At 62.5% G+C, this 19,619-nt stretch carries 21 protein-coding genes and 1 tRNA gene; 14 read left to right on the top strand and 8 right to left on the bottom strand.

Annotation, left to right across the window (positions count from 1 at the left end; translation table 11 throughout):
- Positions 1 to 40: 40 nt before the first annotated feature.
- From LMH93_RS10130 to LMH93_RS10110, 5 genes are all read left to right on the top strand, one after another.
- Positions 41 to 1,066 carry an ABC transporter substrate-binding protein gene (locus tag LMH93_RS10130; protein ID WP_004576593.1) on the top strand — a complete coding sequence of 342 codons (1,026 nt, stop codon included), beginning with the start codon at positions 41 to 43 and terminating at the stop codon, positions 1,064 to 1,066.
- Positions 1,063 to 1,980 (top strand): ABC transporter permease, encoded by a 918-nt coding sequence (locus LMH93_RS10125; protein ID WP_014590488.1) that lies wholly within the window; start codon positions 1,063 to 1,065, stop codon positions 1,978 to 1,980. The genes LMH93_RS10130 and LMH93_RS10125 overlap by 4 nt, the downstream gene beginning before the upstream one ends.
- Positions 1,981 to 1,986: 6 nt before the next feature.
- Complete coding sequence (locus LMH93_RS10120; RefSeq protein WP_003256236.1) at positions 1,987 to 2,793, top strand: ABC transporter permease; 807 nt, start codon at positions 1,987 to 1,989, stop codon at positions 2,791 to 2,793.
- 17 nt (positions 2,794 to 2,810) lie between these two features.
- A complete protein-coding gene (locus LMH93_RS10115) occupies positions 2,811 to 3,959 on the top strand; it encodes an ABC transporter ATP-binding protein (protein ID WP_004576591.1) in 1,149 nt (382 codons plus the stop codon).
- A 155-nt stretch (positions 3,960 to 4,114) separates the two neighbouring features.
- Positions 4,115 to 5,422: a substrate-binding domain-containing protein gene (locus LMH93_RS10110; RefSeq protein WP_003256241.1), complete on the top strand. Its 1,308-nt coding sequence runs from the start codon at positions 4,115 to 4,117 to the stop codon at positions 5,420 to 5,422.
- Positions 5,423 to 5,556: 134 nt separating this feature from the next.
- On the opposite strand, the gene gorA is transcribed toward LMH93_RS10110, so the two are convergent.
- The 5 genes from gorA to LMH93_RS10085 form a co-directional block, all read right to left on the bottom strand.
- The gene (gene gorA, locus LMH93_RS10105; RefSeq protein ID WP_003256243.1) at positions 5,557 to 6,912 is read right to left on the bottom strand and encodes a glutathione-disulfide reductase; all 1,356 of its coding nucleotides are present in this window, start codon (positions 6,910 to 6,912) and stop codon (positions 5,557 to 5,559) included.
- Positions 6,913 to 7,009: 97 nt separating this feature from the next.
- Entirely contained in the window at positions 7,010 to 7,849 is an 840-nt protein-coding gene (gene galU, locus LMH93_RS10100; RefSeq protein ID WP_003250908.1) for a UTP--glucose-1-phosphate uridylyltransferase GalU, read from the bottom strand.
- A gap of 236 nt (positions 7,850 to 8,085) precedes the next feature.
- Positions 8,086 to 9,000 (bottom strand): c-type cytochrome, encoded by a 915-nt coding sequence (locus LMH93_RS10095; RefSeq protein ID WP_003250910.1) that lies wholly within the window; start codon positions 8,998 to 9,000, stop codon positions 8,086 to 8,088.
- Positions 8,997 to 9,647 carry a c-type cytochrome gene (locus tag LMH93_RS10090; protein ID WP_004576587.1) on the bottom strand — a complete coding sequence of 217 codons (651 nt, stop codon included), beginning with the start codon at positions 9,645 to 9,647 and terminating at the stop codon, positions 8,997 to 8,999. Before LMH93_RS10090 ends, LMH93_RS10095 begins: the two co-directional genes overlap by 4 nt.
- A 77-nt stretch (positions 9,648 to 9,724) precedes the next feature.
- Positions 9,725 to 10,084, bottom strand: coding sequence for a hypothetical protein (locus tag LMH93_RS10085; RefSeq protein ID WP_003250915.1), 360 nt, complete (start codon positions 10,082 to 10,084; stop codon positions 9,725 to 9,727).
- A 159-nt stretch (positions 10,085 to 10,243) separates the two neighbouring features.
- Between LMH93_RS10085 and LMH93_RS10080 the strand changes: the two genes are divergently transcribed.
- The 8 genes from LMH93_RS10080 to csrA all read left to right on the top strand — a co-directional run bounded on the left by LMH93_RS10080 (position 10,244) and on the right by csrA (position 16,006).
- Positions 10,244 to 10,546 carry a DUF1883 domain-containing protein gene (locus LMH93_RS10080; protein WP_003250918.1) on the top strand — a complete coding sequence of 101 codons (303 nt, stop codon included), beginning with the start codon at positions 10,244 to 10,246 and terminating at the stop codon, positions 10,544 to 10,546.
- Positions 10,547 to 10,553: 7 nt separating this feature from the next.
- Positions 10,554 to 10,724, top strand: a complete 171-nt coding sequence (locus LMH93_RS10075) for a hypothetical protein (protein WP_003250919.1) — start codon at positions 10,554 to 10,556, stop codon at positions 10,722 to 10,724.
- A 51-nt stretch (positions 10,725 to 10,775) separates the two neighbouring features.
- A complete protein-coding gene (locus LMH93_RS10070) occupies positions 10,776 to 11,861 on the top strand; it encodes an NAD(P)H-dependent flavin oxidoreductase (RefSeq protein ID WP_230065112.1) in 1,086 nt (361 codons plus the stop codon).
- 82 nt (positions 11,862 to 11,943) lie between these two features.
- A complete protein-coding gene (gene modA / locus LMH93_RS10065; RefSeq protein ID WP_054889279.1) occupies positions 11,944 to 12,702 on the top strand; it encodes a molybdate ABC transporter substrate-binding protein in 759 nt (252 codons plus the stop codon).
- Positions 12,702 to 13,382 (top strand): molybdate ABC transporter permease subunit, encoded by a 681-nt coding sequence (modB, locus tag LMH93_RS10060; RefSeq protein ID WP_003250923.1) that lies wholly within the window; start codon positions 12,702 to 12,704, stop codon positions 13,380 to 13,382. The genes modA and modB overlap by 1 nt, the downstream gene beginning before the upstream one ends.
- Position 13,383: 1 nt before the next feature.
- Complete coding sequence (gene modC / locus LMH93_RS10055; RefSeq protein ID WP_060538836.1) at positions 13,384 to 14,475, top strand: molybdenum ABC transporter ATP-binding protein; 1,092 nt, start codon at positions 13,384 to 13,386, stop codon at positions 14,473 to 14,475.
- A gap of 57 nt (positions 14,476 to 14,532) precedes the next feature.
- Positions 14,533 to 15,555: a DNA topoisomerase IB gene (locus tag LMH93_RS10050; protein WP_047603480.1), complete on the top strand. Its 1,023-nt coding sequence runs from the start codon at positions 14,533 to 14,535 to the stop codon at positions 15,553 to 15,555.
- A gap of 253 nt (positions 15,556 to 15,808) precedes the next feature.
- Positions 15,809 to 16,006, top strand: coding sequence for a carbon storage regulator CsrA (csrA, locus tag LMH93_RS10045; protein WP_003250926.1), 198 nt, complete (start codon positions 15,809 to 15,811; stop codon positions 16,004 to 16,006).
- A 38-nt stretch (positions 16,007 to 16,044) separates the two neighbouring features.
- On the opposite strand, the gene LMH93_RS10040 is transcribed toward csrA, so the two are convergent.
- From LMH93_RS10040 to LMH93_RS10030, 3 genes are read right to left on the bottom strand one after another with little or no spacing between them, the layout of a single operon-like run.
- The gene (locus LMH93_RS10040; RefSeq protein WP_003250927.1) at positions 16,045 to 16,398 is read right to left on the bottom strand and encodes a response regulator; all 354 of its coding nucleotides are present in this window, start codon (positions 16,396 to 16,398) and stop codon (positions 16,045 to 16,047) included.
- 11 nt (positions 16,399 to 16,409) lie between these two features.
- On the bottom strand, positions 16,410 to 17,855 hold the full coding sequence (locus tag LMH93_RS10035) for an ATPase domain-containing protein (RefSeq protein WP_230065111.1): 1,446 nt from the start codon (positions 17,853 to 17,855) through the stop codon (positions 16,410 to 16,412).
- Positions 17,856 to 17,860: 5 nt separating this feature from the next.
- Positions 17,861 to 19,021 (bottom strand): two-component system sensor histidine kinase NtrB, encoded by a 1,161-nt coding sequence (locus tag LMH93_RS10030; protein WP_004576582.1) that lies wholly within the window; start codon positions 19,019 to 19,021, stop codon positions 17,861 to 17,863.
- A gap of 467 nt (positions 19,022 to 19,488) precedes the next feature.
- Between LMH93_RS10030 and LMH93_RS10025 the strand changes: the two genes are divergently transcribed.
- Positions 19,489 to 19,573 (top strand) — tRNA-Leu (locus LMH93_RS10025).
- The last annotated feature ends 46 nt before the right edge of the window (positions 19,574 to 19,619 follow it).

Here is a 19,619-nt window from a genome sequence, read left to right as displayed (position 1 = left end):
AAGCCCCGCCTCGAATAACAAAAGCAACGAGGGCGTAACCATGCTGTTAAGCAAACGTGTAACCGCAGTGCTGTCCGCCAGCCTGCTGACCCTGGCATGTCAGGCCGCCCAGGCCGCCGACAGCCTCAACTTCGTCAGCTGGGGCGGTACGACCCAGGACGCCCAGAAAGAAGCGTGGGCAGTACCGTTCACCAAAGCCACGAACATCAAGGTCGTGCAGGACGGTCCCACCGACTACGGCAAGCTCAAGGCCATGGTCGAGAGCGGTAACGTGCAGTGGGACGTGGTCGACGTCGAAGCCGACTTTGCCCTGCGTGCCGCCAGCGAAGGCCTGCTCGAACCCCTCGACTTCAACCAGATCAAGCGCGACAAGATCGACCCACGCTTCGTCTCCGACCATGGCGTCGGCTCATTCTTCTTCTCCTTCGTGCTCGGCTACAACGAAGGCAAGCTCGGGGCCAACAAGCCGGTGGACTGGACCGCGCTGTTCGACACCAAGGCCTACCCCGGCAAGCGAGCCCTGTACAAATGGCCCAGCCCCGGCGTGCTGGAACTGGCCCTGCTGGCCGACGGCGTAGCCCCCGACAAGCTGTACCCGCTGGACCTGGACCGCGCCTTCAAGAAGCTCGACACCATCAAGAAAGACATCGTCTGGTGGGGCGGTGGCGCCCAGTCACAGCAGTTGCTGGCCTCAGGTGAAGCCTCGCTCGGCCAGTTCTGGAATGGCCGTGTCTACGCCCTGCAGCAAGACGGTGCACCGGTGGGTGTGAGCTGGAAGCAGAACCTGGTCATGGCCGACTTCCTGGTCATCCCCAAAGGCGCCAAGAACAAGGAAGCGGCCATGAAATTCCTGGCCAACGCCAGCAGCGCCGAAGGCCAGGCCGAATTCGCCAACAAAACCGCCTATGCGCCGGTCAACGTCGACAGCGTGGCCAAGCTGGACAAGGACCTCGCGCCAAACCTGCCAACTGCCTACGCCCAGGACCAGGTCACCCTCGACTTCGCCTACTGGGCCAAGAACGGTCAAGCCATCGCGGCCCGCTGGAATGAGTGGTTGGTCAAATGAAAGTCGCCATCAACGCCCTGCACAATGCGCAAGGCACCCCCACGGGTGCTGGCGCCCCGGGCACCGCCCCGCGCCGCGCAAGCCTGAGCCAGCGCTGGAAAGGCAGCCGCAACCTGCTGCCCGCCCTGCTGTTCCTTGGCGTGTTCTTCTTCGCCCCGCTGGTCGGCCTGCTGCTGCGCGGGGTGCTGGAGCCAACGCCAGGGCTGGGTAACTACGAGCAGCTGTTCGCCAACTCGGCCTATGCACGGGTGCTGTTCAACACCTTCTCGGTGGCCGGCGTGGTAACCCTGATCAGCGTGCTGCTGGGCTTCCCGCTGGCCTGGGCAATCACCCTGGTGCCCAAGGGCTGGGGCCGCTGGCTGCTGAACATCGTGCTGCTGTCGATGTGGACCAGTCTGCTGGCGCGCACCTACTCGTGGCTGGTGCTGCTGCAGAGCTCGGGGGTGATCAACAAGGCGTTGATGGCCATGGGCATCATCGATGCCCCGCTGGAAATGGTGCACAACCTCACCGGCGTGGTAATCGGCATGAGCTACATCATGATCCCGTTCATCGTGCTGCCACTGCAGGCGACCATGCACGCCATCGACCCGATGGTGCTGCAGGCAGGTTCGATCTGTGGTGCCAGCCCGTGGACCAACTTCTGGAAGGTGTTCCTGCCGCTGTGCCGCTCGGGGCTGTTCTCCGGGGCGCTGATGGTGTTCGTGATGTCGCTCGGTTACTACGTCACCCCGGCGCTGCTGGGGGGCGCGCAGAACATGATGCTGCCTGAATTCATCATCCAGCAGGTGCAGTCGTTCCTCAACTGGGGCCTGGCCAGCGCCGCTGCCGCACTGCTGGTGGCGATCACCCTGGTGCTCTTCTACCTGTACCTGAAGCTGCAGCCGGAATCCCCGGTTGGCAACGCGAGGTAAACCGCCATGCTCCTGTCTCCCAATGCCATGGGCCGCCCGCTGCGTACGGGCCTGTACCTGACCACCGGGGTCATCGCGGCTTTCCTGCTGCTGCCGGTGGTCTTCATTGTGTTGCTGTCATTCGGCTCGTCACAGTGGCTGGTGTTCCCGCCACCGGGCTGGACCTTCAAGTGGTACGGCCAGTTTTTCTCCAACCCGGAGTGGATGGACGCCGCACTGGCCAGCCTGAAGGTGGCCGTGCTGACCACCATCGCCGCCGTGTTGCTGGGCCTGCCCAGCGCATTCGCCCTGGTGCGTGGCCGCTTCCCGGGCCGCGAGCTGCTGTACGGGCTGTTTACCATGCCGATGATCGTGCCGCTGGTGATCATTGCCGTGGCGGTATACGCACTGTTCCTCAAGCTAGGTTACACCGGCACGCTGTTCGCCTTCGTGGTCAGCCACGTGATCGTCGCCCTGCCGTTCACGATCATCTCGATCATCAACTCGCTGAAGCTGTTCGACCAGTCGATCGAAGATGCTGCGGTGATCTGCGGTGCATCACGTCTGCAGGCCATTTTCAAGGTCACGTTCCCGGCCATCCGCCCCGGCATGATCGCCGGTGGCCTGTTCGCTTTCCTGGTGTCCTGGGATGAAGTGGTGCTGAGCGTGATGATGGCCAGCCCCGACCTGCAGACCCTGCCAGTGAAGATGTGGACCACCTTGCGCCAGGACCTTAGCCCGGTCATCGCCGTGGCTTCGACCCTGCTGATCGGCCTGTCGTTGCTGGTCATGTTCATTGCCGCCGCCTTGCGCCGGCGCACCGAAAACGCCTGAGCGCGGAGAAAACAACAATGAGTGCAGTGATCAAAGACAACGCGCACGGCAAAACCCTGGTCAGCCTGCGCGGCCTGAACAAGCACTACGGCGACTTCACCGCCGTGGACAACCTCGACCTGGAGATCCAGGACGGCGAGTTCCTGACCTTTCTTGGTTCCAGCGGCTCGGGCAAGTCCACCACCCTGTCGATGCTGGCCGGCTTCGAAACACCGAGCAGCGGCGAGATCCTGGTCGACGGCCAGTCGCTGGTCAACGTGCCGCCGCACAAGCGTGACATCGGCATGGTGTTCCAGCGCTATTCGCTGTTCCCGCACCTGAATGTGCGTGACAACATCGCCTTCCCACTGGCCATTCGCAAACTCGGCGCTGCCGAAACCGCAAAGCGCGTCGACGCCATGCTCAAGCTGGTGCAACTGGAGCCGTTCGCGCACCGCAAACCCTCGCAAATGTCGGGCGGCCAGCAGCAGCGCGTGGCGATCGCCCGGGCGCTTGTGTACGAGCCGCGTATCCTGCTGATGGACGAGCCGCTCGGCGCGCTGGACAAGAAGCTGCGTGAAGACCTGCAGGACGAACTGCGCCAGTTGCACCGCCGCCTGGGCATCACCATCGTCTACGTCACCCACGACCAGGAAGAAGCCATGCGCCTGTCGCAGCGCATCGCCATCTTCAGCCACGGCAAGATCGTCGGCCTGGGCACCGGGTACGACTTGTACCAGAATCCGCCGAATGCCTTTGTTGCGTCGTTCCTGGGCAACTCCAACTTCCTGCGGATCAAGGCCAGCAGCAATGGCGCAGGCAGCTTCGAGGGCCAACCAGTGGCCATCCGCCTCACCCCAGGCCTGGCCGCCGAGCAGGATGCGCTGATCATGGTGCGTCCGGAAAAAGCCCTGGCCCTGACCGCCGAACAAGCGGCGCGCGAGCCATTGCCGGCAGGCTGGAACGAGGTCAGTGCCAAGGTGGGCGAAGTGCTGTTCCTGGGTGAAAGCCAGACCTGTCATGTGGTGACTGCAGGGGGTACCGAGCTGACGGTGAAGGCCCTGTCGGCCGCGGGCATGCCGATGCAGCCGGGCGACAGCGTGAAGGTGCGTTGGGCAGTGGCCGACGCCTGCATTTATACCGAATGGGCCGAGAGCGACCTGAGCAAGTCGGCCGGGGCACATTAACCTCTTCAGCGTTGCAGCGCCTGCCAGATCGAGCGTAGCCCGCGCGGCGCACGATCGGGCAGGCGCTGCACGCTGGAAGGTGTACGCCCCCGTCACATTATCATCACGCCACTGTCGTAATCTGCCGGCCAACACTGTGCCATAGGCCACCCGGCATGCTCCGCCTGCTTGTCTTGCTGCTCACCTTGCTTCCACTAGCGACCTTGTCTGAGCCCCTGCATCTGCGTGTCCAAGGCTCCAACACCATCGGCGCGGCCTTGATGCCGGCGCTGGTGCAGGGGCAATTGCGCGCGCAGCAGGCCACCGCCATCGCACAACAGCCAGGCAAGGTCGCCAACGAGCGGGTGATTACCGCCCGCGACGTGCATGGTCAGCCCTTGCGCATCGACATTGCCGCCCACGGCTCAAGCACAGGCTTTGTCGCGCTGGGCCGTGGCGAGGCTGACCTGGCCGCCGCCTCGCGACCGATCAACGACAGTGAAGTGCGCCAGTTGCAGGCGCTGGGCGACCTGCGCGCAGCCGGCGCAGAACAAGTGATCGGCCTCGACGGCGTCGCGATCATCGTCCACCCCGACAACCCAATACCCCAACTGGACACCCGGCAACTGGCGCAGATTTTCTCCGGGCAGATCCAGCGCTGGGAACAACTGGGCATACCTGGCGGGGCCATTCATCTGTATGCCCGTGACGACCGTTCCGGCACTTTCGAGACCTTCAAGGCGCTGGTGCTGGAACCTCAGCACGGCGAACTTTCGGCCAAGGCCAGGCGCTTCGAGTCCAGCGACGAACTGGCGCAACGCGTGGGTACCGACCGCCAGGCCATCGGTTTCAGCAGCCTGGCCGCCGTACACGGGGCCAAGGTGCTGGCGGTGGCCGAAGGCGACGCGCCGGCCATGCTGCCAGAGCGTGCACGTGTGGCCAGCGAGGACTACCCGCTCTCACGGCGCCTGTACTTTTACCTGCCGGCCAACCCCAAGCCCCAGGCCAAGGCCCTGGTCGATTTCGCTCAGAGCCCGGCCGGCCAGGCGATCATCGCCCAGCAGGGTTTCGTTTCGCAGCAGATCAAGGCCCTGTCTGTCGCCCCCCAAAGCGACATGCCACCGCGCTATCGCATCCTGGCCCTGCAGGCGCAGCGGCTGAGTGTGAACTTCCGCTTCCAGGAAGGAAGCGCCAGGCTGGACAATAAGGCCTTGCGCGATGTGCAGCGGGTGGCAGAGTACCTGCGCCAGGCCGGGAAGCTGCAGGGCAAGGCAGTGCTGGTGGGGTTCGGCGACCCCAAGGAAACGCCCGGGCGCGCAGCCCTGCTCTCCCGCCTGCGTGCGCAAGCAGTGCGCCGCGAACTGGCGCGTGGTGGCGTGGAGGTGCTGCAGGTGACCGGGATGGGCGATGAATTGCCAGTGGCCGGCAATGAACAGGAGCAAGGCCGGCTGCGCAACCGGCGGGTCGAGGTGTGGGTGTATTGATCCGGCCTTGTACACACCCCTGAAGCAGCCTTGTGCTGCAACGAGGCCCGAATGACAGAAACATTCCGGTGTCAGCAAGGACCTCGTCGCAGCACAAGGCTGCGTCTACAGGCTGTACAGCAGGCTCCGCGTCATCAGCGGGTGACGGTGCGCATGGTCACGAACTCTTCGGCCGCCGTCGGGTGCACGCCGATGGTTTCGTCAAACTGCTGCTTGGTCGCACCGGCTTTAAGTGCAATGCCCAGGCCCTGAATGATCTCGCCAGCGTCAGGACCGACCATGTGGCAGCCCAGCACCTTGTCGGTCTCGGCATCGACCACCAACTTCATCAGGGTCTTTTCCTGAATGTCGGTCAGGGTCAGCTTCATGGCCCGGAAGCGGCTTTCGAATACCTGCACCTTGTGCCCGGCCTCCAGCGCCTGCTCTTCGGTCAAGCCTACGGTACCGATGGGTGGCTGGCTGAACACCGCAGTGGGGATGTTCTGGTAATCCACCGGGCGGTATTGCTCGGGTTTGAACAAGCGCCGCGCCACGGCCATGCCTTCAGCCAAGGCCACTGGGGTCAACTGCACACGGCCGATCACATCACCAATGGCGAGAATCGAGGGCGCGGTGGTCTGGTACTGCTCATCAACCCGGATGTAGCCGCGCGCATCCAGCTCGACGCCGGTGTTCTCCAGGCCCAGATTGTCCAGCATCGGGCGCCGGCCAGTGGCATAGAACACACAATCGGCGACCAGCTCGCGGCCGTCCTTGAGCGTGGCTTTCAGGCGGCCATCTTCAAGCTTGTCGATGCGCTGGATGTCGGCGTTGAACTGCAGGTCGAGGCCGCGTTTTTCCAGCTCTTCCTTCAGGTGGGTGCGCACCGAGCCATCGAAGCCGCGCAGGAACAAGTCGCCACGGTACAGCAGTGTGGTGTCGGCCCCCAGGCCTTGGAAGATGCCGGCGAATTCGACGGCGATATAACCCCCACCCACCACCAGCACGCGGCGCGGCAAGTCCTTGAGGTAGAAGGCTTCGTTGGAGGTGATGGCCAGTTCCTTGCCGGGGATGTCCGGTACCTGCGGCCAGCCTCCGGTAGCGATGAGGATATGCTCGGCGGTGTAGCGCTGACCGTCCACTTCCACTTCGTTGGCACCCGTCAGACGCGCGTGGCCCTGCAACAGGGTCACCCCGCTGTTGACCAGCAGGTTACGGTAGATGCCGTTAAGGCGCTCGATTTCCCGATTCTTGTTGGCAATCAGGGTGCCCCAGTCGAAATGCCCCTCTTCCAACGTCCAGCCGAAACCCGCGGCTTGCTCCAGCTCGTCGGCAACGTGCGCGCCGTATACCAGCAGTTTTTTCGGCACACAACCGACGTTGACGCAGGTCCCCCCCAGGTAGCGGCTTTCCGCCACTGCCACTTTTGCACCAAAACCGGCAGCAAAACGCGCTGCACGCACACCACCGGACCCGGCGCCAATCACGAACAGATCAAAATCGAAGGCCATGTATTCACTCTCCCAGGCAGGCGTCCAGCATACCGCCGTTGGCCGCCGCAAACAAAAAAGCCATCCCGAAGGATGGCTTTGAGGCCAGCAGGGCTTATCAGTAAGCCTTGCCAGTCTTGTAGTAGTTCTCGAAGCAGAAGTTGGTCGCGTCGATGTAGCCTTCGGCGCCACCGCAGTCGAAACGCTTGCCCTTGAACTTATAGGCAATCACGCAGCCATCCTTCGCCTGCTGCAACAGGGCATCAGTGATCTGGATTTCACCGCCTTTGCCTGGCTTGGTGTTGGCGATGATGTCGAAGATATCCGGGGTCAGGATGTAACGGCCGATGATCGCCAGGTTCGAAGGCGCGTCTTCCGGGGCCGGTTTTTCGACCATGTCGGTTACACGGAAGATGTCGTCGCGGATCATCTCACCTTTGATCACACCATACTTGTTGGTTTCCTGCGGGTCGACTTCCTGGATGGCGACGATCGAGCAGCGGTACTGTTTGTACAGCTTGACCATCTGAGTCAGCACGCCGTCACCTTCCGGGTTGACGCACAGGTCGTCCGCCAGCACCACCGCGAACGGCTCGTCGCCGATCAGTGGGCGGCCAGTGAGAATGGCGTGGCCGAGGCCTTTCATTTCGGTCTGGCGCGTGTACGAGAAGGAGCACTCGTCGAGCAGACGACGAATACCGACCAGGTATTTTTCCTTGTCGGTGCCCTTGATCTGGTTTTCCAGCTCGTAGCTGATGTCGAAGTGGTCTTCCAGGGCGCGCTTGCCGCGCCCGGTAACGATGGAGATCTCGTTCAGACCCGCATCCAATGCTTCTTCAACGCCATACTGGATCAGTGGCTTGTTGACCACCGGCAGCATTTCCTTGGGCATGGCTTTGGTAGCAGGCAGGAAGCGCGTGCCGTAGCCGGCTGCCGGGAACAAGCATTTTTTGATCATATACGTCCTTACAAAAGGCTAGGCCTGTGGAATTCGGCGCAGTCTAATCAGGCGGCAGTCACCTTACAATGCCCCCGTTAACGACCGTTGCCATCATAGAGATATCCCAGTGTAGATAGTTCCGGGGGATCGTAAATATTGCTGTCATACATGACCGTTGGATGACAGGAAAATCAGCGTGCCAGTGGCGGCCTTTTCAACGGGCTCACCCGCGAAGAGACCGCCACTGGCTGACCTCAGCTACCCGTCCCTTGTCCGATCAGCACCCCATCAACCTCCTGACCATACAGGTTCACCCCATCATTGGCATGAAATTTCACCCGCGTTTTCTCGATGGATCCCTCTACCAACCGCGGGTCCTGTGGCCGCTCGTGGCGGTTGATCCACGCCGCCACATCCCAGGCCTGCTGATCGCTGAGGCTGCCCGGCTTGCCCAACGGCATGTTGTATTTGATGAACGACGCAGCGGTATTGATGCGGTGCATGCCAGCCCCCCAGTTGTAGGAGTCCTTGCCCCAAAGCGGCGGCATTACGTACTCGCCGGCGACCTTTTGCCCTTCACCGTTATCGCCATGGCAAATCGCGCATTGTTCACGGTAAACCTGCTGGCCGCGCTTGAAGTCATAACCACCCTTGGGTTGTGCCACCTCCGGATAACCACGTCCGGCAATCTCCACGCCGGTCGGCGCCTTGGTCGACAGCCAGTATGAATACACCGCCAACGCCGTCATCTGCGGGCTGTCAGCGGCCGGCGGCTTGCCGTTCATGCTGAACTGAAAACACCCTTGGATACGCTCGGCGAAGGTGTTGACCTTGTCATTCTTCTTGCGATAGGCCGGATACATCGGGTAGGCACCCCACAGCGGCGCCGAATGCGCCAACCGCCCCTGATCGAGGTGGCAGTTACTGCAGTTCATGCCGTTGCCCACCGCCTCGGGCATCAATCGGCGGGTGTCGACGAACAAGGCATGGCCTTCACGCACCATTTTGCCAAAGGCATTATCGGGCAACTCACGCTCAGCAGGCGGCACAAACTGCGGTGCAGCCTGCACACCGGGCACCTTCAACTGCGACTGGTCTTCCATGGCGATCGGCGTGGCCTGGGCGCTGCCCACGGCCAGCAGCAACAAGACGGGAATCAAGGTTTTCATGGCGTGACCTCCTGACTGGCGGGGCGGGCGAAGAACTCGGCAACGGCCTTGATCTCCTCATCGGTCATGGCCTTGGCCACGCCGACCATCAGCTGGTTGGGGTCATTGCTGCGGCTGCCGTCGCGCCAGGCATTGAGCTGTGCCACCAGGTAACTGGCGGGCTGGCCGGCCAAGGGCGGGAAGTGTTCGCCCACCCCGCCGCCACCCGGCCCGTGGCATTGCACGCAACCTGGAATCTGCCGGCTCCAGTCGCCGTACAGGGCCATGCGGGTGGTCGGGTCATCGGCAATCTGCTGGCGGTGCAGGTCGCCAGCGGGCGCTGCTGGCAGGCTGGCCAGGTAGGTACTGACGGCCTTGATTTCGTCGTCGCTCAGGGCCTTGGCCAAAGGTTCCATCACCGGCTGCTTGCGGCTGCCGTTGCGCCAGTCCTGCAACTGCTTGGCAAGGTAACCGGCCGGTAGCCCGGCCAAACGTGGAAAGCCGGCAGCCGCAATGCCATTGCCGTCCGGGCCATGGCAACCCAGGCAGGCCATGGCGGCGGGGTTGGCCCCACCCTGGGTGAAGACCTTCTGACCCTCAGCGGCATGTGCCGTGGGCCAGATCAGGATCAGCAAGCTGCCGATCATCACGCGTCTCAACGGTGTCATCACGAATCTCCTTTTCTTTTGTTATATGTTTAGGCTTAAAACATATAAGCAGAGAAAGGAGGACCCGTTGCTTCAGATCAACTTCCGGAGATGCACTGCGTTGCCGCAGTGCGCACATCCCCAAGGCGCAGCGGGAAGTTATTCAGCCGCTCGTGCAGTTTGATGCTGCTGCCGCTGCCGCGCTTGTCGATATCCACCAGCGCCGCCGGGCCGGCACCTGAGGTGATTTTCTGCGGTACGATCAGCCGCAGGCCGTCGCCACGCTGCTCTTCGGTCAGCGGGTCACGCGTATCGGCAAGCTTTTCCTTTACGCAATCGGCATAGGCGCGTGGGCTCTTGCCAGAGATCACATCCATCGTTTCACGCGATTGCTCCAGCTCCGCGACGCTCACGCAGCCACCGAGCGCAACCGACAACGCCGCCACCATCCACTTCATTTGCTGCACCTCTGCCTTCAAGAATTCGCTTCGACCACATCCAGGCGGTTTTGCTCCCTGCTTTGGCAGAATTATCTACGCCTGGCGATCAACGCGGCAGTGTAACGGCACATCGTGGTATCTTTTGCTTTTGCAGATCCAAACCTTGCGGAGCATCACATGAAATTCGTACACCAGCGCGAGCACCTCAACGAGGACGATATTGTCGTCATCGAGTGCTCCCAGCGCTGCAATATCCGCCTGATGAACGACGCCAACTTCCGCAGCTTCAAGAACGGCGGCCGTCATACTTACCACGGCGGCCATTTCGAGAAGTTTCCGGCGAAGATCACCGTACCCAGTACCGGCTTCTGGAACATCACCATCGATACCGTCACCACTCGCCCGATCTCGGTCACACGCAAGCCAACGCTGACCCACAAGATCAAGATCATCCGTCGCTCGTCGTCGAAACTCAGATAAGGCCACCATGACCCAGACCATCAAGTACGTCATCAAATACAAGCTCGACGGCCAGCGTCGCTGGGATTTCGCGCTGATGCCCGATGCCTCGCAAGAGCAAGCCCTCGAGGCCCTGCGCAAGATCCACGGCGACGACGCCGAGAAAATCAGCGACATCCAGGTCAGCAAGGCCCTCTAAGACTTGCCGCAAGCCCCCGCCGCATCGCTCGCCCCACGCAAGGAGACTCGCATGAGCCATTGGCCCGACCGCCGTATCCTCGACCTGCTGGGCATCGAGCTGCCCATTCTACAGGCACCCATGGCGGGGGCGACCGGCTCGGCCATGGCCATTGCCGTGGGCCTGGCAGGTGGCTTGGGCGCCCTGCCCTGCGCCATGCTCAGCGGCGAGCAGGTGCGCGCCGAGATCGCCGCATTCCGCGCCGGCTGCCCGGGGCGCCCGCTGAACCTGAACTTCTTCTGCCACCAGCCGCCAGCGCCCGATGCCGAGCGCGATGCGCGCTGGAAGCAGGCACTTGAGCCTTATTACAGCGAAGTGGGCGCAGACTTCGCGGCGCCCACGCCGGTGTCCAACCGCGCGCCTTTCGACGAGCAGAGCTGCCTGCTGGTCGAAGCGTTGCGCCCGGAGGTGGTGAGCTTCCACTTCGGCCTGCCGCAGGCCGAACTGCTGCAGCGGGTAAAGGCCAGCGGTGCCAAGGTACTGTCCAGCGCCACGACTGTGGAAGAAGCGGCCTGGCTGGAGCGCAATGGCTGCGATGCGATCATCGCCATGGGTTATGAAGCCGGTGGCCATCGCGGCATGTTCCTCAGCGATGACATCACCAGCCAGATAGGCACCTTCGCGCTCGTACCGCAGGTGGCCGATGCCGTCGGCGTGCCGGTGATTGCCGCCGGTGGTATCGCCGACCACCGCGGGCTGTTGGCGGCACTGGCCCTGGGTGCCTCGGCAGTGCAGATCGGCACGGCTTACCTGTTCTGCCCCGAGGCCAAGGTGTCGCCAGCGCATCGCCGGGCGCTGGACAGCGCGCCTGCCAGCGACACCGCGCTGACCAACCTGTTCACCGGCCGACCGGCGCGCGGCATCAACAATCGCCTCATGCGCGAGCTGGGGCCGATGAGCGAGCTAGCACCGCGCTTCCCGCTGGCGGGCGGGGCATTGATGCCTTTACGGGCGATCACCGATCCGCAGGGTAAGAGTGATTTCAGCAATCTGTGGTCGGGGCAGGCGTTACGGCTGGGCCGGCACATGCCGGCGGGTGAGCTGACCCGGGAGATTGCCGGTAAGGCACTGGCAGTGATCGGTCACCAGGCATTCTGACAGGCAGGCCTGGCCTCTTCCCGGCCAATGGCTTATCGCTATATAGTTAAGGCTATAACGATAACTTCAAGGAGCTGTCTTCATGCGTATCCGCTCGCCCCAGCTGGCCGTCACTGCCCTGGCCAGCCTGTTCGCCTTCAACACTGCCTGGGCCGACGAAGTCCAGGTCGCGGTCGCAGCCAACTTCACAGCCCCTATCCAGGCCATCGCCAAGGACTTCGAAAAAGACACCGGCCACAAACTGGTCGCGGCCTATGGCGCCACCGGGCAGTTCTACGCGCAGATCAAGAACGGTGCACCGTTCGAAGTGTTCCTCGCCGCTGACGACACCACCCCCAAGAAGCTGGAAGCAGAAAAGGAAACCGTACCCGGCTCGCGCTTTACCTACGCCATCGGCACCCTGGCCCTGTGGTCTGCGAAGGAAGGCTACGTAGATGCCAAGGGTGAAGTGCTGAAAAAGAACGAATACAAACACCTGTCCATCGCCAACCCGAAAGCGGCACCTTACGGCCTGGCCGCCACCCAGGTACTGGACAGGCTGAAGCTAACCGAAGCCACCAAAGGCAAGATCGTCGAAGGCCAGAACATCACCCAGGCCTTCCAGTTCGTCTCCACCGGCAACGCCGAGCTGGGCTTTGTCGCCCTGTCGCAGATCTACATGGACGGCAAGGTGACCCATGGTTCGGCCTGGATCGTGCCGTCCAACCTGCACGACCCGATCCGTCAGGACGCCGTCATCCTCAACAAAGGCAAGGACAATGCGGCCGCCAAGGCACTGGTCGAATACCTCAAAGGCCCGAAAGCCGCAGCGGTGATCAAATCCTATGGTTATGAACGCTGATGCCACTCGATGCCAGTGACCTGGGCGCCATCTGGCTGACCGTGAAACTGGCCAGCCTGACCACCCTGATCCTGCTGGTCATCGGCACACCGGTCGCCTGGTGGCTCGCGCGCACACGCTCATGGCTGCGCGGGCCGGTGGGTGCGGTGGTGGCACTGCCCCTGGTACTGCCACCGACGGTGATCGGCTTTTACCTGTTGATCGCCCTTGGCCCGCACGGCTGGCTCGGGCAGGCCACCCAGGCGCTAGGCCTGGGCAGTGTGGTGTTCAGCTTCACAGGCCTGGTGATTGGCTCGACGGTGTATTCCATGCCGTTCGTGGTGCAACCCCTGCAGAATGCCTTTGGCGCGATCGGCCAGCGGCCCCTGGAAGTCGCCGCCACCCTGCGCGCCAGCCCCTGGGACACCTTCGTTCATGTGGTGCTGCCGCTGGCCCGCCCTGGCTTCGTCACTGCCAGCATCCTCGGCTTTGCCCACACGGTGGGCGAGTTTGGCGTCGTGCTGATGATCGGTGGCAACATTCCCGACAAGACTCGCGTGGTTTCGGTGCAAATTTTCGATCACGTCGAAGCCATGGAGTATTCACAAGCCCACTGGCTGGCCGGTGCCATGCTGGTGTTCTCTTTCCTGGTGCTGCTCTTGCTGTACGCTGGACGCCGCGGCAAAGCTGGCTGGAGCTGAAATGAGCGCATCGATTGTGGCGCGCCTGAAACTGGCGCGCGACGACTTTACCCTGGACGTCAACCTGCACCTGCCCGGGCGCGGCATCAGCGCACTGTTCGGCCACTCTGGCTCGGGCAAGACCAGCTGCCTGCGCTGCCTGGCCGGGCTGGAACGGGCCGCCAGCGCCTATATCGAGGTCAACGGCGAAGTCTGGGAAGACAGCACCCGTGGCTACTTCCAGGCACCGCACCTGCGCCCGGTGGGCTACGTGTTCCAGGAGGCCAGCCTGTTCCCGCACCTGTCGGTGCGCGGCAACCTGACGTTCGGCTGGCGCCGAGTAGCGCCCGCTGAACGCAAGGTCAGCCTCGACCAGGCATGCCAACTGCTGGGTATCGGCCACTTGCTGGAGCGCCGCCCTGCAACCCTGTCGGGTGGCGAGGCGCAGCGGGTAGGTATTGCCCGCGCCCTGCTCAGCAGCCCAAGGCTGTTGTTGATGGACGAGCCGCTGGCAGCCCTCGACGGCCCGCGCAAGCGCGAGATACTGCCCTTCCTGGAGCGCCTGCACGACGAACTGGACATCCCCCTGATATATGTCAGCCACGCCCAGGATGAAGTCGCGCGGCTGGCCGACCACCTGGTGTTGCTGGAACAAGGCCGGGCGATCGCCAGCGGCCCGATCAGCGAAACCCTGGCTCGCCTTGACCTGTCGCTGGCCCAGGGCGACGACGCCGGCGTCGTGTTCGAGGGTAAGGTGGTAGGGCACGACCCGCACTACGGCCTGCTTGACCTGCGCCTGCCCGGCAGCGACGGGCCGCTGCTGCGCATCACCCACGCGGCGCAGGTGATGGGCAGCACCCTGCGCGTCAAGGTTCAGGCCCGGGATGTCAGCCTGGCCCTGGCGGCGGACAGCGCATCGAGCATCCTCAACCGCCTGCCGGTGCGTGTGCGCGAAAGCCGTCCGGCGGCTAACCCGGCGCATGTGCTGGTCAGCCTGGATGCTGGCGGCAATGCCCTGCTTGCACGCATCACCCGCTTCTCGGCAGACCAGCTCGGCTTGCACACAGGGCAGACACTGTTCGCCCAGATCAAGTCGGTGGCCCTTTTGGGTTGAGCATCCTTAGCGCGCGTATTGTCCATTGATCAGTGACCTGATCGAGGCCTGCTGCCCATGCTCGACTGCCCCCTGCCGCGCACCCTGCACTACGTTGACGACAGTCAGCCGGGCCTGACCCGTCGGCGCTGGCGCGACCGTTTCATCTATCTGGATGCCGATGGCCAACGGGTACGTGACAGCGACACCCTCTCGCGCATCGCCGCACTGGTGATTCCCCCGGCCTACACGGATGTGTGGATCTGCGCCGACCCGCAAGGCCACCTGCAAGCCACCGGCCGCGATGCCCGCGGCCGCAAGCAGTACCGCTACCACGCGCAGTGGCGCCAACTGCGCGACCAGCACAAGTATGGGCGCATGCTTGCGTTCGCCCAGGCCCTGCCAAAGCTGCGCACACAGCTGGAAGCCCACCTGGCGCGGCCAGGGCTGGACCGGGAAAAGGTCATGGCACTGGTGGTGAGCCTGCTGGATCACACCCTGATCCGCATTGGCAACCAGCGCTACCTGCGCGATAACCGGTCGTACGGATTGACCACCCTGCGCAATCGCCATGTGCAGGTCAAAGGCAGCACTATCCGCTTCCAGTTCCGCGGCAAGCGCGGCGTCGAGCACAACGTCACCCTCAACGACCGGCGCCTGGCCAACCTGCTCAAACGCTGCTTGGAACTGCCTGGGCAGGCGCTGTTTCAATACCTGGATGAAGACGGCCAGCGCCATAGTGTCGGCTCCAGCGAGGTCAATCAGTTTCTGCAGCAACTGACCGGCGCCGACTTCACCGCCAAGGATTATCGCACCTGGGCCGGCAGCAGCCTGGCATTGAACCTGCTGAAGCCCTTGGCCTGGGAGCCGGAAAGTGAAGCCAAACGCCAGGTGGCCGCGATAGTCCGCCAGGTGGCCACACGCCTGGGCAATACACCGGCCGTGTGCCGGCGCTGTTACATCCACCCGGCAGTCCTGGAGCACTATGCCTTGGGGCGCCTGGCCAATTTACCGAAAAACCGTGTGCGCAAAGGCCTGGACCCGGAGGAAGTGGCCTTGCTGCTGTTTCTTCAGGCACTCGAGGAACAGGAGGACCATTGAGCTTGTCTATTCAGTCCATGATGCGAAGAAATTTCCCATTAGTCGCCAAGCCCCCTATTCTTGCCAGCGAGCACCTTGGCCGACAAACCGTTGACGGTTTGCTTTGGCACCTGCAACTGAAGACACGCAACAGAATTTGTCTGTCGGGGAATTACTATCCGCCGAAAGCGTCTTTAATGAGAAGGAAGAGGGACAAGCTCCCGCCGCAGCGGCAACTAGCCCTGCGGACTTTTACATCACCAAGGAGAATTACATGCTGATACTCACCCGTAAGGTTGGCGAAAGCATCGTCATCAACGATGACATCAAAGTCACCATTCTGGGCGTCAAAGGGATGCAGGTGAGAATCGGTATCGATGCACCGAAAGATGTTCAGGTCCATCGAGAAGAGATCTTCAAACGCATCCAGGCCGGCAACCCGGCTCCGGAGAAACACGAAGACTCACACTAGCGCCACCCGAGGGGCATGGATGCGCTCGACCGCCAGCCTCAGGTGCCCATCAACTGATGCACCGTGGCGATCATCTCATCCATGTCGAACGGCTTGTCGAATATTGCGGCAAACAGGGCCGGGCATCCTTGGCTGGCCTGTGCGCCGCTCATGAGGATGACCGGCAACTCGCTTAACGCCGGGTCCTGGCGTATGGCACGTGCCAACTCCTCACCGTTGAGTAGCGGCATCATGTAGTCGGTAATCACCAGCTGCACGCGTTTTTCCTTCAACGCCTCCAGTGCTTTGCAGCCATTGCTCGCCTTTTCCACCACGAAACCTTCGTCCTCCAGGGCAAACCCGAGGATATCGGCGATCAGGTACTCGTCATCGACAATCAGGATGGTGTTCATCGGCTCGTCCGTCACCCGCTCCCCTGCGGCGTCGGCGTTCCCGAAAGCACACCGCAGGCACCTTCGAATGCCTTGCGCAAGGTAATGCCTTGCGGCCCGATCAGCAGCTCGTGCAAGGCCGGGTCATGGTGGCTGTCACGCACCTTGAGGACCGACAGCATGCGCCGCAGTTGCGAGTCCAGTTCGACAAAGCGCATCAGCATAAGGTTGTCGACGATACTCGACAGGTCCGGCGCGGGGGCGCTGATTTCCGCGCCGAAGATGTCGCGCATCTCCCAGGTCAGCATCACGCTGACATCGCGCGCGCGCAACTCACCCGCCAGGGCGCGGAAAAACGCATTTAGCCGCGTCGGGTCAATAGCCAGGCGGCTGAATGCGCCGAGGCTGTCGATTACCACGCGCTTGCTGCCCTGCGCCGCTACACGCTCCAGTAGCCGCGCGCCAACCTGGTCCAGCAAGCCCTCGGTGGTCGGCTGCCAGCACAGCTGCAAGCTACCGCCCTGCTCCATCGCGGCAAAATCGTAGCCGAGCGAAGCGGCCTTGCTGCGCAGGCGTTCGGGCGTTTCGTAAAAACCGAAATGCAACCCCGGCGCCTGCGGCGTGCTGGCACCCAGAAAGGCCAGGCCCAATGACGTCTTGCCAATCCCCGAAGGCCCCATCAACAGGCTGACTGACCCGGTGGCCAAGCCACCACCAAGCATTTCATCGAAGGTGGGTACACCGCTGCTGATACGCGCCAAGGTACCGCTGCCCAACTGGCTAGGGTGGCTGAACAACGCTTCCAGGCGAGGATAGACCTGCATGCCGGACTCATCGATAAGGCATTCGTGACGCCCCGACAACGCACCACTGCCGCGGGTCTTGCGCAACTGGACGTGGCGCACGGCGCGGCTGCCCACCAGTTGCTCACCCAGTTCGATCACGCCATCGACCATGGTGTGTTCCGGGCTGCCCTCGTCCAGCCGGGCACTGGTCAGCAACAGTACGGTGCAACCGGCGAAGGCCGCATGCCCCTGCAGCTCAGAAACGAACTTCTTGGTGTCCAGCGCGGTTTCCGCGCGTACCCGGGCATTGAGCACACCGTCGACGATCAGCAGGCTGGCCTGTTGCCGGGCAATTTCCTGGCGCAGCAAGCGCACCACCGCATCCAGCCCGTCCTGCTCGAGGGTATCAAAGGCGCTGACGAACTGGATCTTGTCACCGACCAGCGCCGGGTCGAAGAAGTCCAGCGTGGACAGGTACTGGAACAAGCGTTCATGCGACTCGCTCAGCAAGGTGGCCACCAGCACCCGACCACCGCCACGCACATGGCCGCAGGCCAGCTGATTGGCGAGGATGGTCTTACCGGCCCCCGGCGGCCCCTGGATAATGTAGGAGGCGCCAGCTATCAGGCCACCCTTGAGCAACGCGTCGAGCCCGTCGATCCCCGTTACCAGCCGCTTCAGTGCCTGTGCCATGATGTCTACCTGTCGAGTGGGCTATCCGTCTGGTCCTGATACATTGGCAAGTACAGTCGCATGCAAGTTCCCCGGCCAGGCTCGCTGTCGACACAAATGGCACCACCACTTTGCCGGGCGAACCCATAGACCTGGCTCAGCCCCAGGCCGGTACCCTTGCCGAAAGGCTTGGTGGTGAAAAACGGCTCGAAGATACGCGGCAGTATCTCTGTGGGTATGCCTGCGCCGGTGTCTTCCACCTCGAAGCGCACGAAGCTGCCCTTCAGCCCTTCAACTTCGCCGAACAGCTCGACCACATCGACAGTCAGGCTGATGCGGCCATGCCCGTCGATGGCATCACGGGCATTGAACAACAGGTTGAGCAACACCATCTGCAGTTGCCCGGCATCCACCTCGATCCGCGGCAGGTCCGGTTGCAGCAATACGTTCAAGTCAATCGAGCCTGGCAATGCATGCTCAAGCAGGCCACGCGTAGCGTTAACCAAGTCTGCCGGGGCAACGCTGGCCACATCGAGCTTGCGGTGACGGGCAAAGCTGAGCAGTTGCTGGGTCAGTTCGGTGCCACGCTGGCTGGCATCGAGGATGTGCTGCAACATGCGCTGGGTGCGTGCCGGGTCCTGGGTGGCCAGCGCCAGGCGCGCGGAGCTGATGATGATGGTCAACATGTTGTTGAAGTCGTGCGCCAGACCACCGGTCAACTGGCCGAGGGCTTCAAGCTTCTGCGCCTGGAACAGCTGGGCGCGCACTGCGTCGAGCTGCAGCGCCGACTCGCGACGGTCAGTGATATCGCGTGTGACTTTGGCCAGGCCAATGATCTGGCCATTTTCATCACGGATCACATCCAATGCCGCCAGGGCCCAGAACTGCGAGCCGTCCTTGCGCACCCGCCAGCCTTCGTCCTGCGCCACACCCTGCTCCAGCGCCTGACGCAGCAGGCACTCGGGGCGGCCCTGCGCACAATCCTGTGGGGTGAAGAACAACGAAAAATGCTTGCCGATCACTTCATCCCTACGGTAACCCTTGATCCGTTGCGCGCCGGCGTTCCAAGACACCACATGGCCGGAAGGGTCGAGCATGTAGATGGCATAATCCACCACCGACTGAACCAGCTGTTCATAACGATGGGCGGGCATGAGGGAAGCGTCGAGGCAGTCGGCTGAAACCATGCAAACTCCACTGGCACAGCAGGAGGGAGAAAATGAACGTAGCCTGGAGTGTCTGCCAGTAGACAGCTGAACGACTACAGGCTGTCAGCGTTCCGGCTCGGCCAGCGCCGGGCTGATGCGCCGCGGCATGGCCTCTTTCAGCAATCACAGGCTGAGCCGCATGATCATACCACCGCCGGCAGAGGCCAACACGAGCACCTGCGCGAACAACAGCCGCCAGAATAACCGTGGACGCACCACACCTTCGCCAACTCGGCCCCAAGTCATTGCGGAACACGCTTGGATCCAACCATGGGCAACAGTGGCGTAACGACAGTAAGGTGTCAATTGCCCGTTCGATCGCCTCTTCTATCTGTTGATCATAGGTGCTGCAGTTGACTCAACTATAACAATGGGTTATAAAGCGCGCTTGATTGCGAAGCCCTTCTGCTTAGAAGCGAGCTGGTCGTTGCGACCCCTTCAAACGTGCGAGTGTGGTGGAATTGGTATACACAGCAGACTTAAAATCTGTCGGCGTGAGCCTTGCGGGTTCGAGTCCCGCCACTCGCACCAAACTTCGTTGAAAAGGCGCCCCTGCGGCGCCTTTTTGCTGCCTGAC

Source organism: Pseudomonas sp. CIP-10, assembly GCF_020911845.1.
GTDB lineage: Bacteria > Pseudomonadota > Gammaproteobacteria > Pseudomonadales > Pseudomonadaceae > Aquipseudomonas > Aquipseudomonas alloputida.
The sequence above is the reverse complement of the archived record's forward strand: the minus strand, read 5'-3'. Positions and strand labels throughout refer to the sequence as shown.

Bases quoted from the DNA above. Each gene is read 5' to 3' on its own strand.
- LMH93_RS10085 (WP_003250915.1), bottom strand. From the start codon at position 10,084: ATGAAGTGGATGGTGGCGGCGTTGTCGGTTGCGCTCGGTGGCTGCGTG.
- LMH93_RS10030 (WP_004576582.1), bottom strand. From the start codon at position 19,021: ATGGTTTCAGCCGACTGCCTCGACGCTTCCCTCATGCCCGCCCATCGT.
- modA (WP_054889279.1), top strand. From the start codon at position 11,944: ATGCGTATCCGCTCGCCCCAGCTGGCCGTCACTGCCCTGGCCAGCCTG.
- LMH93_RS10120 (WP_003256236.1), top strand. From the start codon at position 1,987: ATGCTCCTGTCTCCCAATGCCATGGGCCGCCCGCTGCGTACGGGCCTG.
- LMH93_RS10090 (WP_004576587.1), bottom strand. From the start codon at position 9,647: ATGACACCGTTGAGACGCGTGATGATCGGCAGCTTGCTGATCCTGATC.
- galU (WP_003250908.1), bottom strand. From the start codon at position 7,849: ATGATCAAAAAATGCTTGTTCCCGGCAGCCGGCTACGGCACGCGCTTC.
- LMH93_RS10080 (WP_003250918.1), top strand. From the start codon at position 10,244: ATGAAATTCGTACACCAGCGCGAGCACCTCAACGAGGACGATATTGTC.
- LMH93_RS10095 (WP_003250910.1), bottom strand. From the start codon at position 9,000: ATGAAAACCTTGATTCCCGTCTTGTTGCTGCTGGCCGTGGGCAGCGCC.
- LMH93_RS10070 (WP_230065112.1), top strand. From the start codon at position 10,776: ATGAGCCATTGGCCCGACCGCCGTATCCTCGACCTGCTGGGCATCGAG.
- LMH93_RS10040 (WP_003250927.1), bottom strand. From the start codon at position 16,398: ATGAACACCATCCTGATTGTCGATGACGAGTACCTGATCGCCGATATC.
- LMH93_RS10050 (WP_047603480.1), top strand. From the start codon at position 14,533: ATGCTCGACTGCCCCCTGCCGCGCACCCTGCACTACGTTGACGACAGT.
- csrA (WP_003250926.1), top strand. From the start codon at position 15,809: ATGCTGATACTCACCCGTAAGGTTGGCGAAAGCATCGTCATCAACGAT.
- LMH93_RS10125 (WP_014590488.1), top strand. From the start codon at position 1,063: ATGAAAGTCGCCATCAACGCCCTGCACAATGCGCAAGGCACCCCCACG.
- modB (WP_003250923.1), top strand. From the start codon at position 12,702: ATGCCACTCGATGCCAGTGACCTGGGCGCCATCTGGCTGACCGTGAAA.
- gorA (WP_003256243.1), bottom strand. From the start codon at position 6,912: ATGGCCTTCGATTTTGATCTGTTCGTGATTGGCGCCGGGTCCGGTGGT.
- LMH93_RS10035 (WP_230065111.1), bottom strand. From the start codon at position 17,855: ATGGCACAGGCACTGAAGCGGCTGGTAACGGGGATCGACGGGCTCGAC.
- LMH93_RS10130 (WP_004576593.1), top strand. From the start codon at position 41: ATGCTGTTAAGCAAACGTGTAACCGCAGTGCTGTCCGCCAGCCTGCTG.
- LMH93_RS10075 (WP_003250919.1), top strand. From the start codon at position 10,554: ATGACCCAGACCATCAAGTACGTCATCAAATACAAGCTCGACGGCCAG.
- LMH93_RS10110 (WP_003256241.1), top strand. From the start codon at position 4,115: ATGCTCCGCCTGCTTGTCTTGCTGCTCACCTTGCTTCCACTAGCGACC.
- LMH93_RS10115 (WP_004576591.1), top strand. From the start codon at position 2,811: ATGAGTGCAGTGATCAAAGACAACGCGCACGGCAAAACCCTGGTCAGC.
- modC (WP_060538836.1), top strand. From the start codon at position 13,384: ATGAGCGCATCGATTGTGGCGCGCCTGAAACTGGCGCGCGACGACTTT.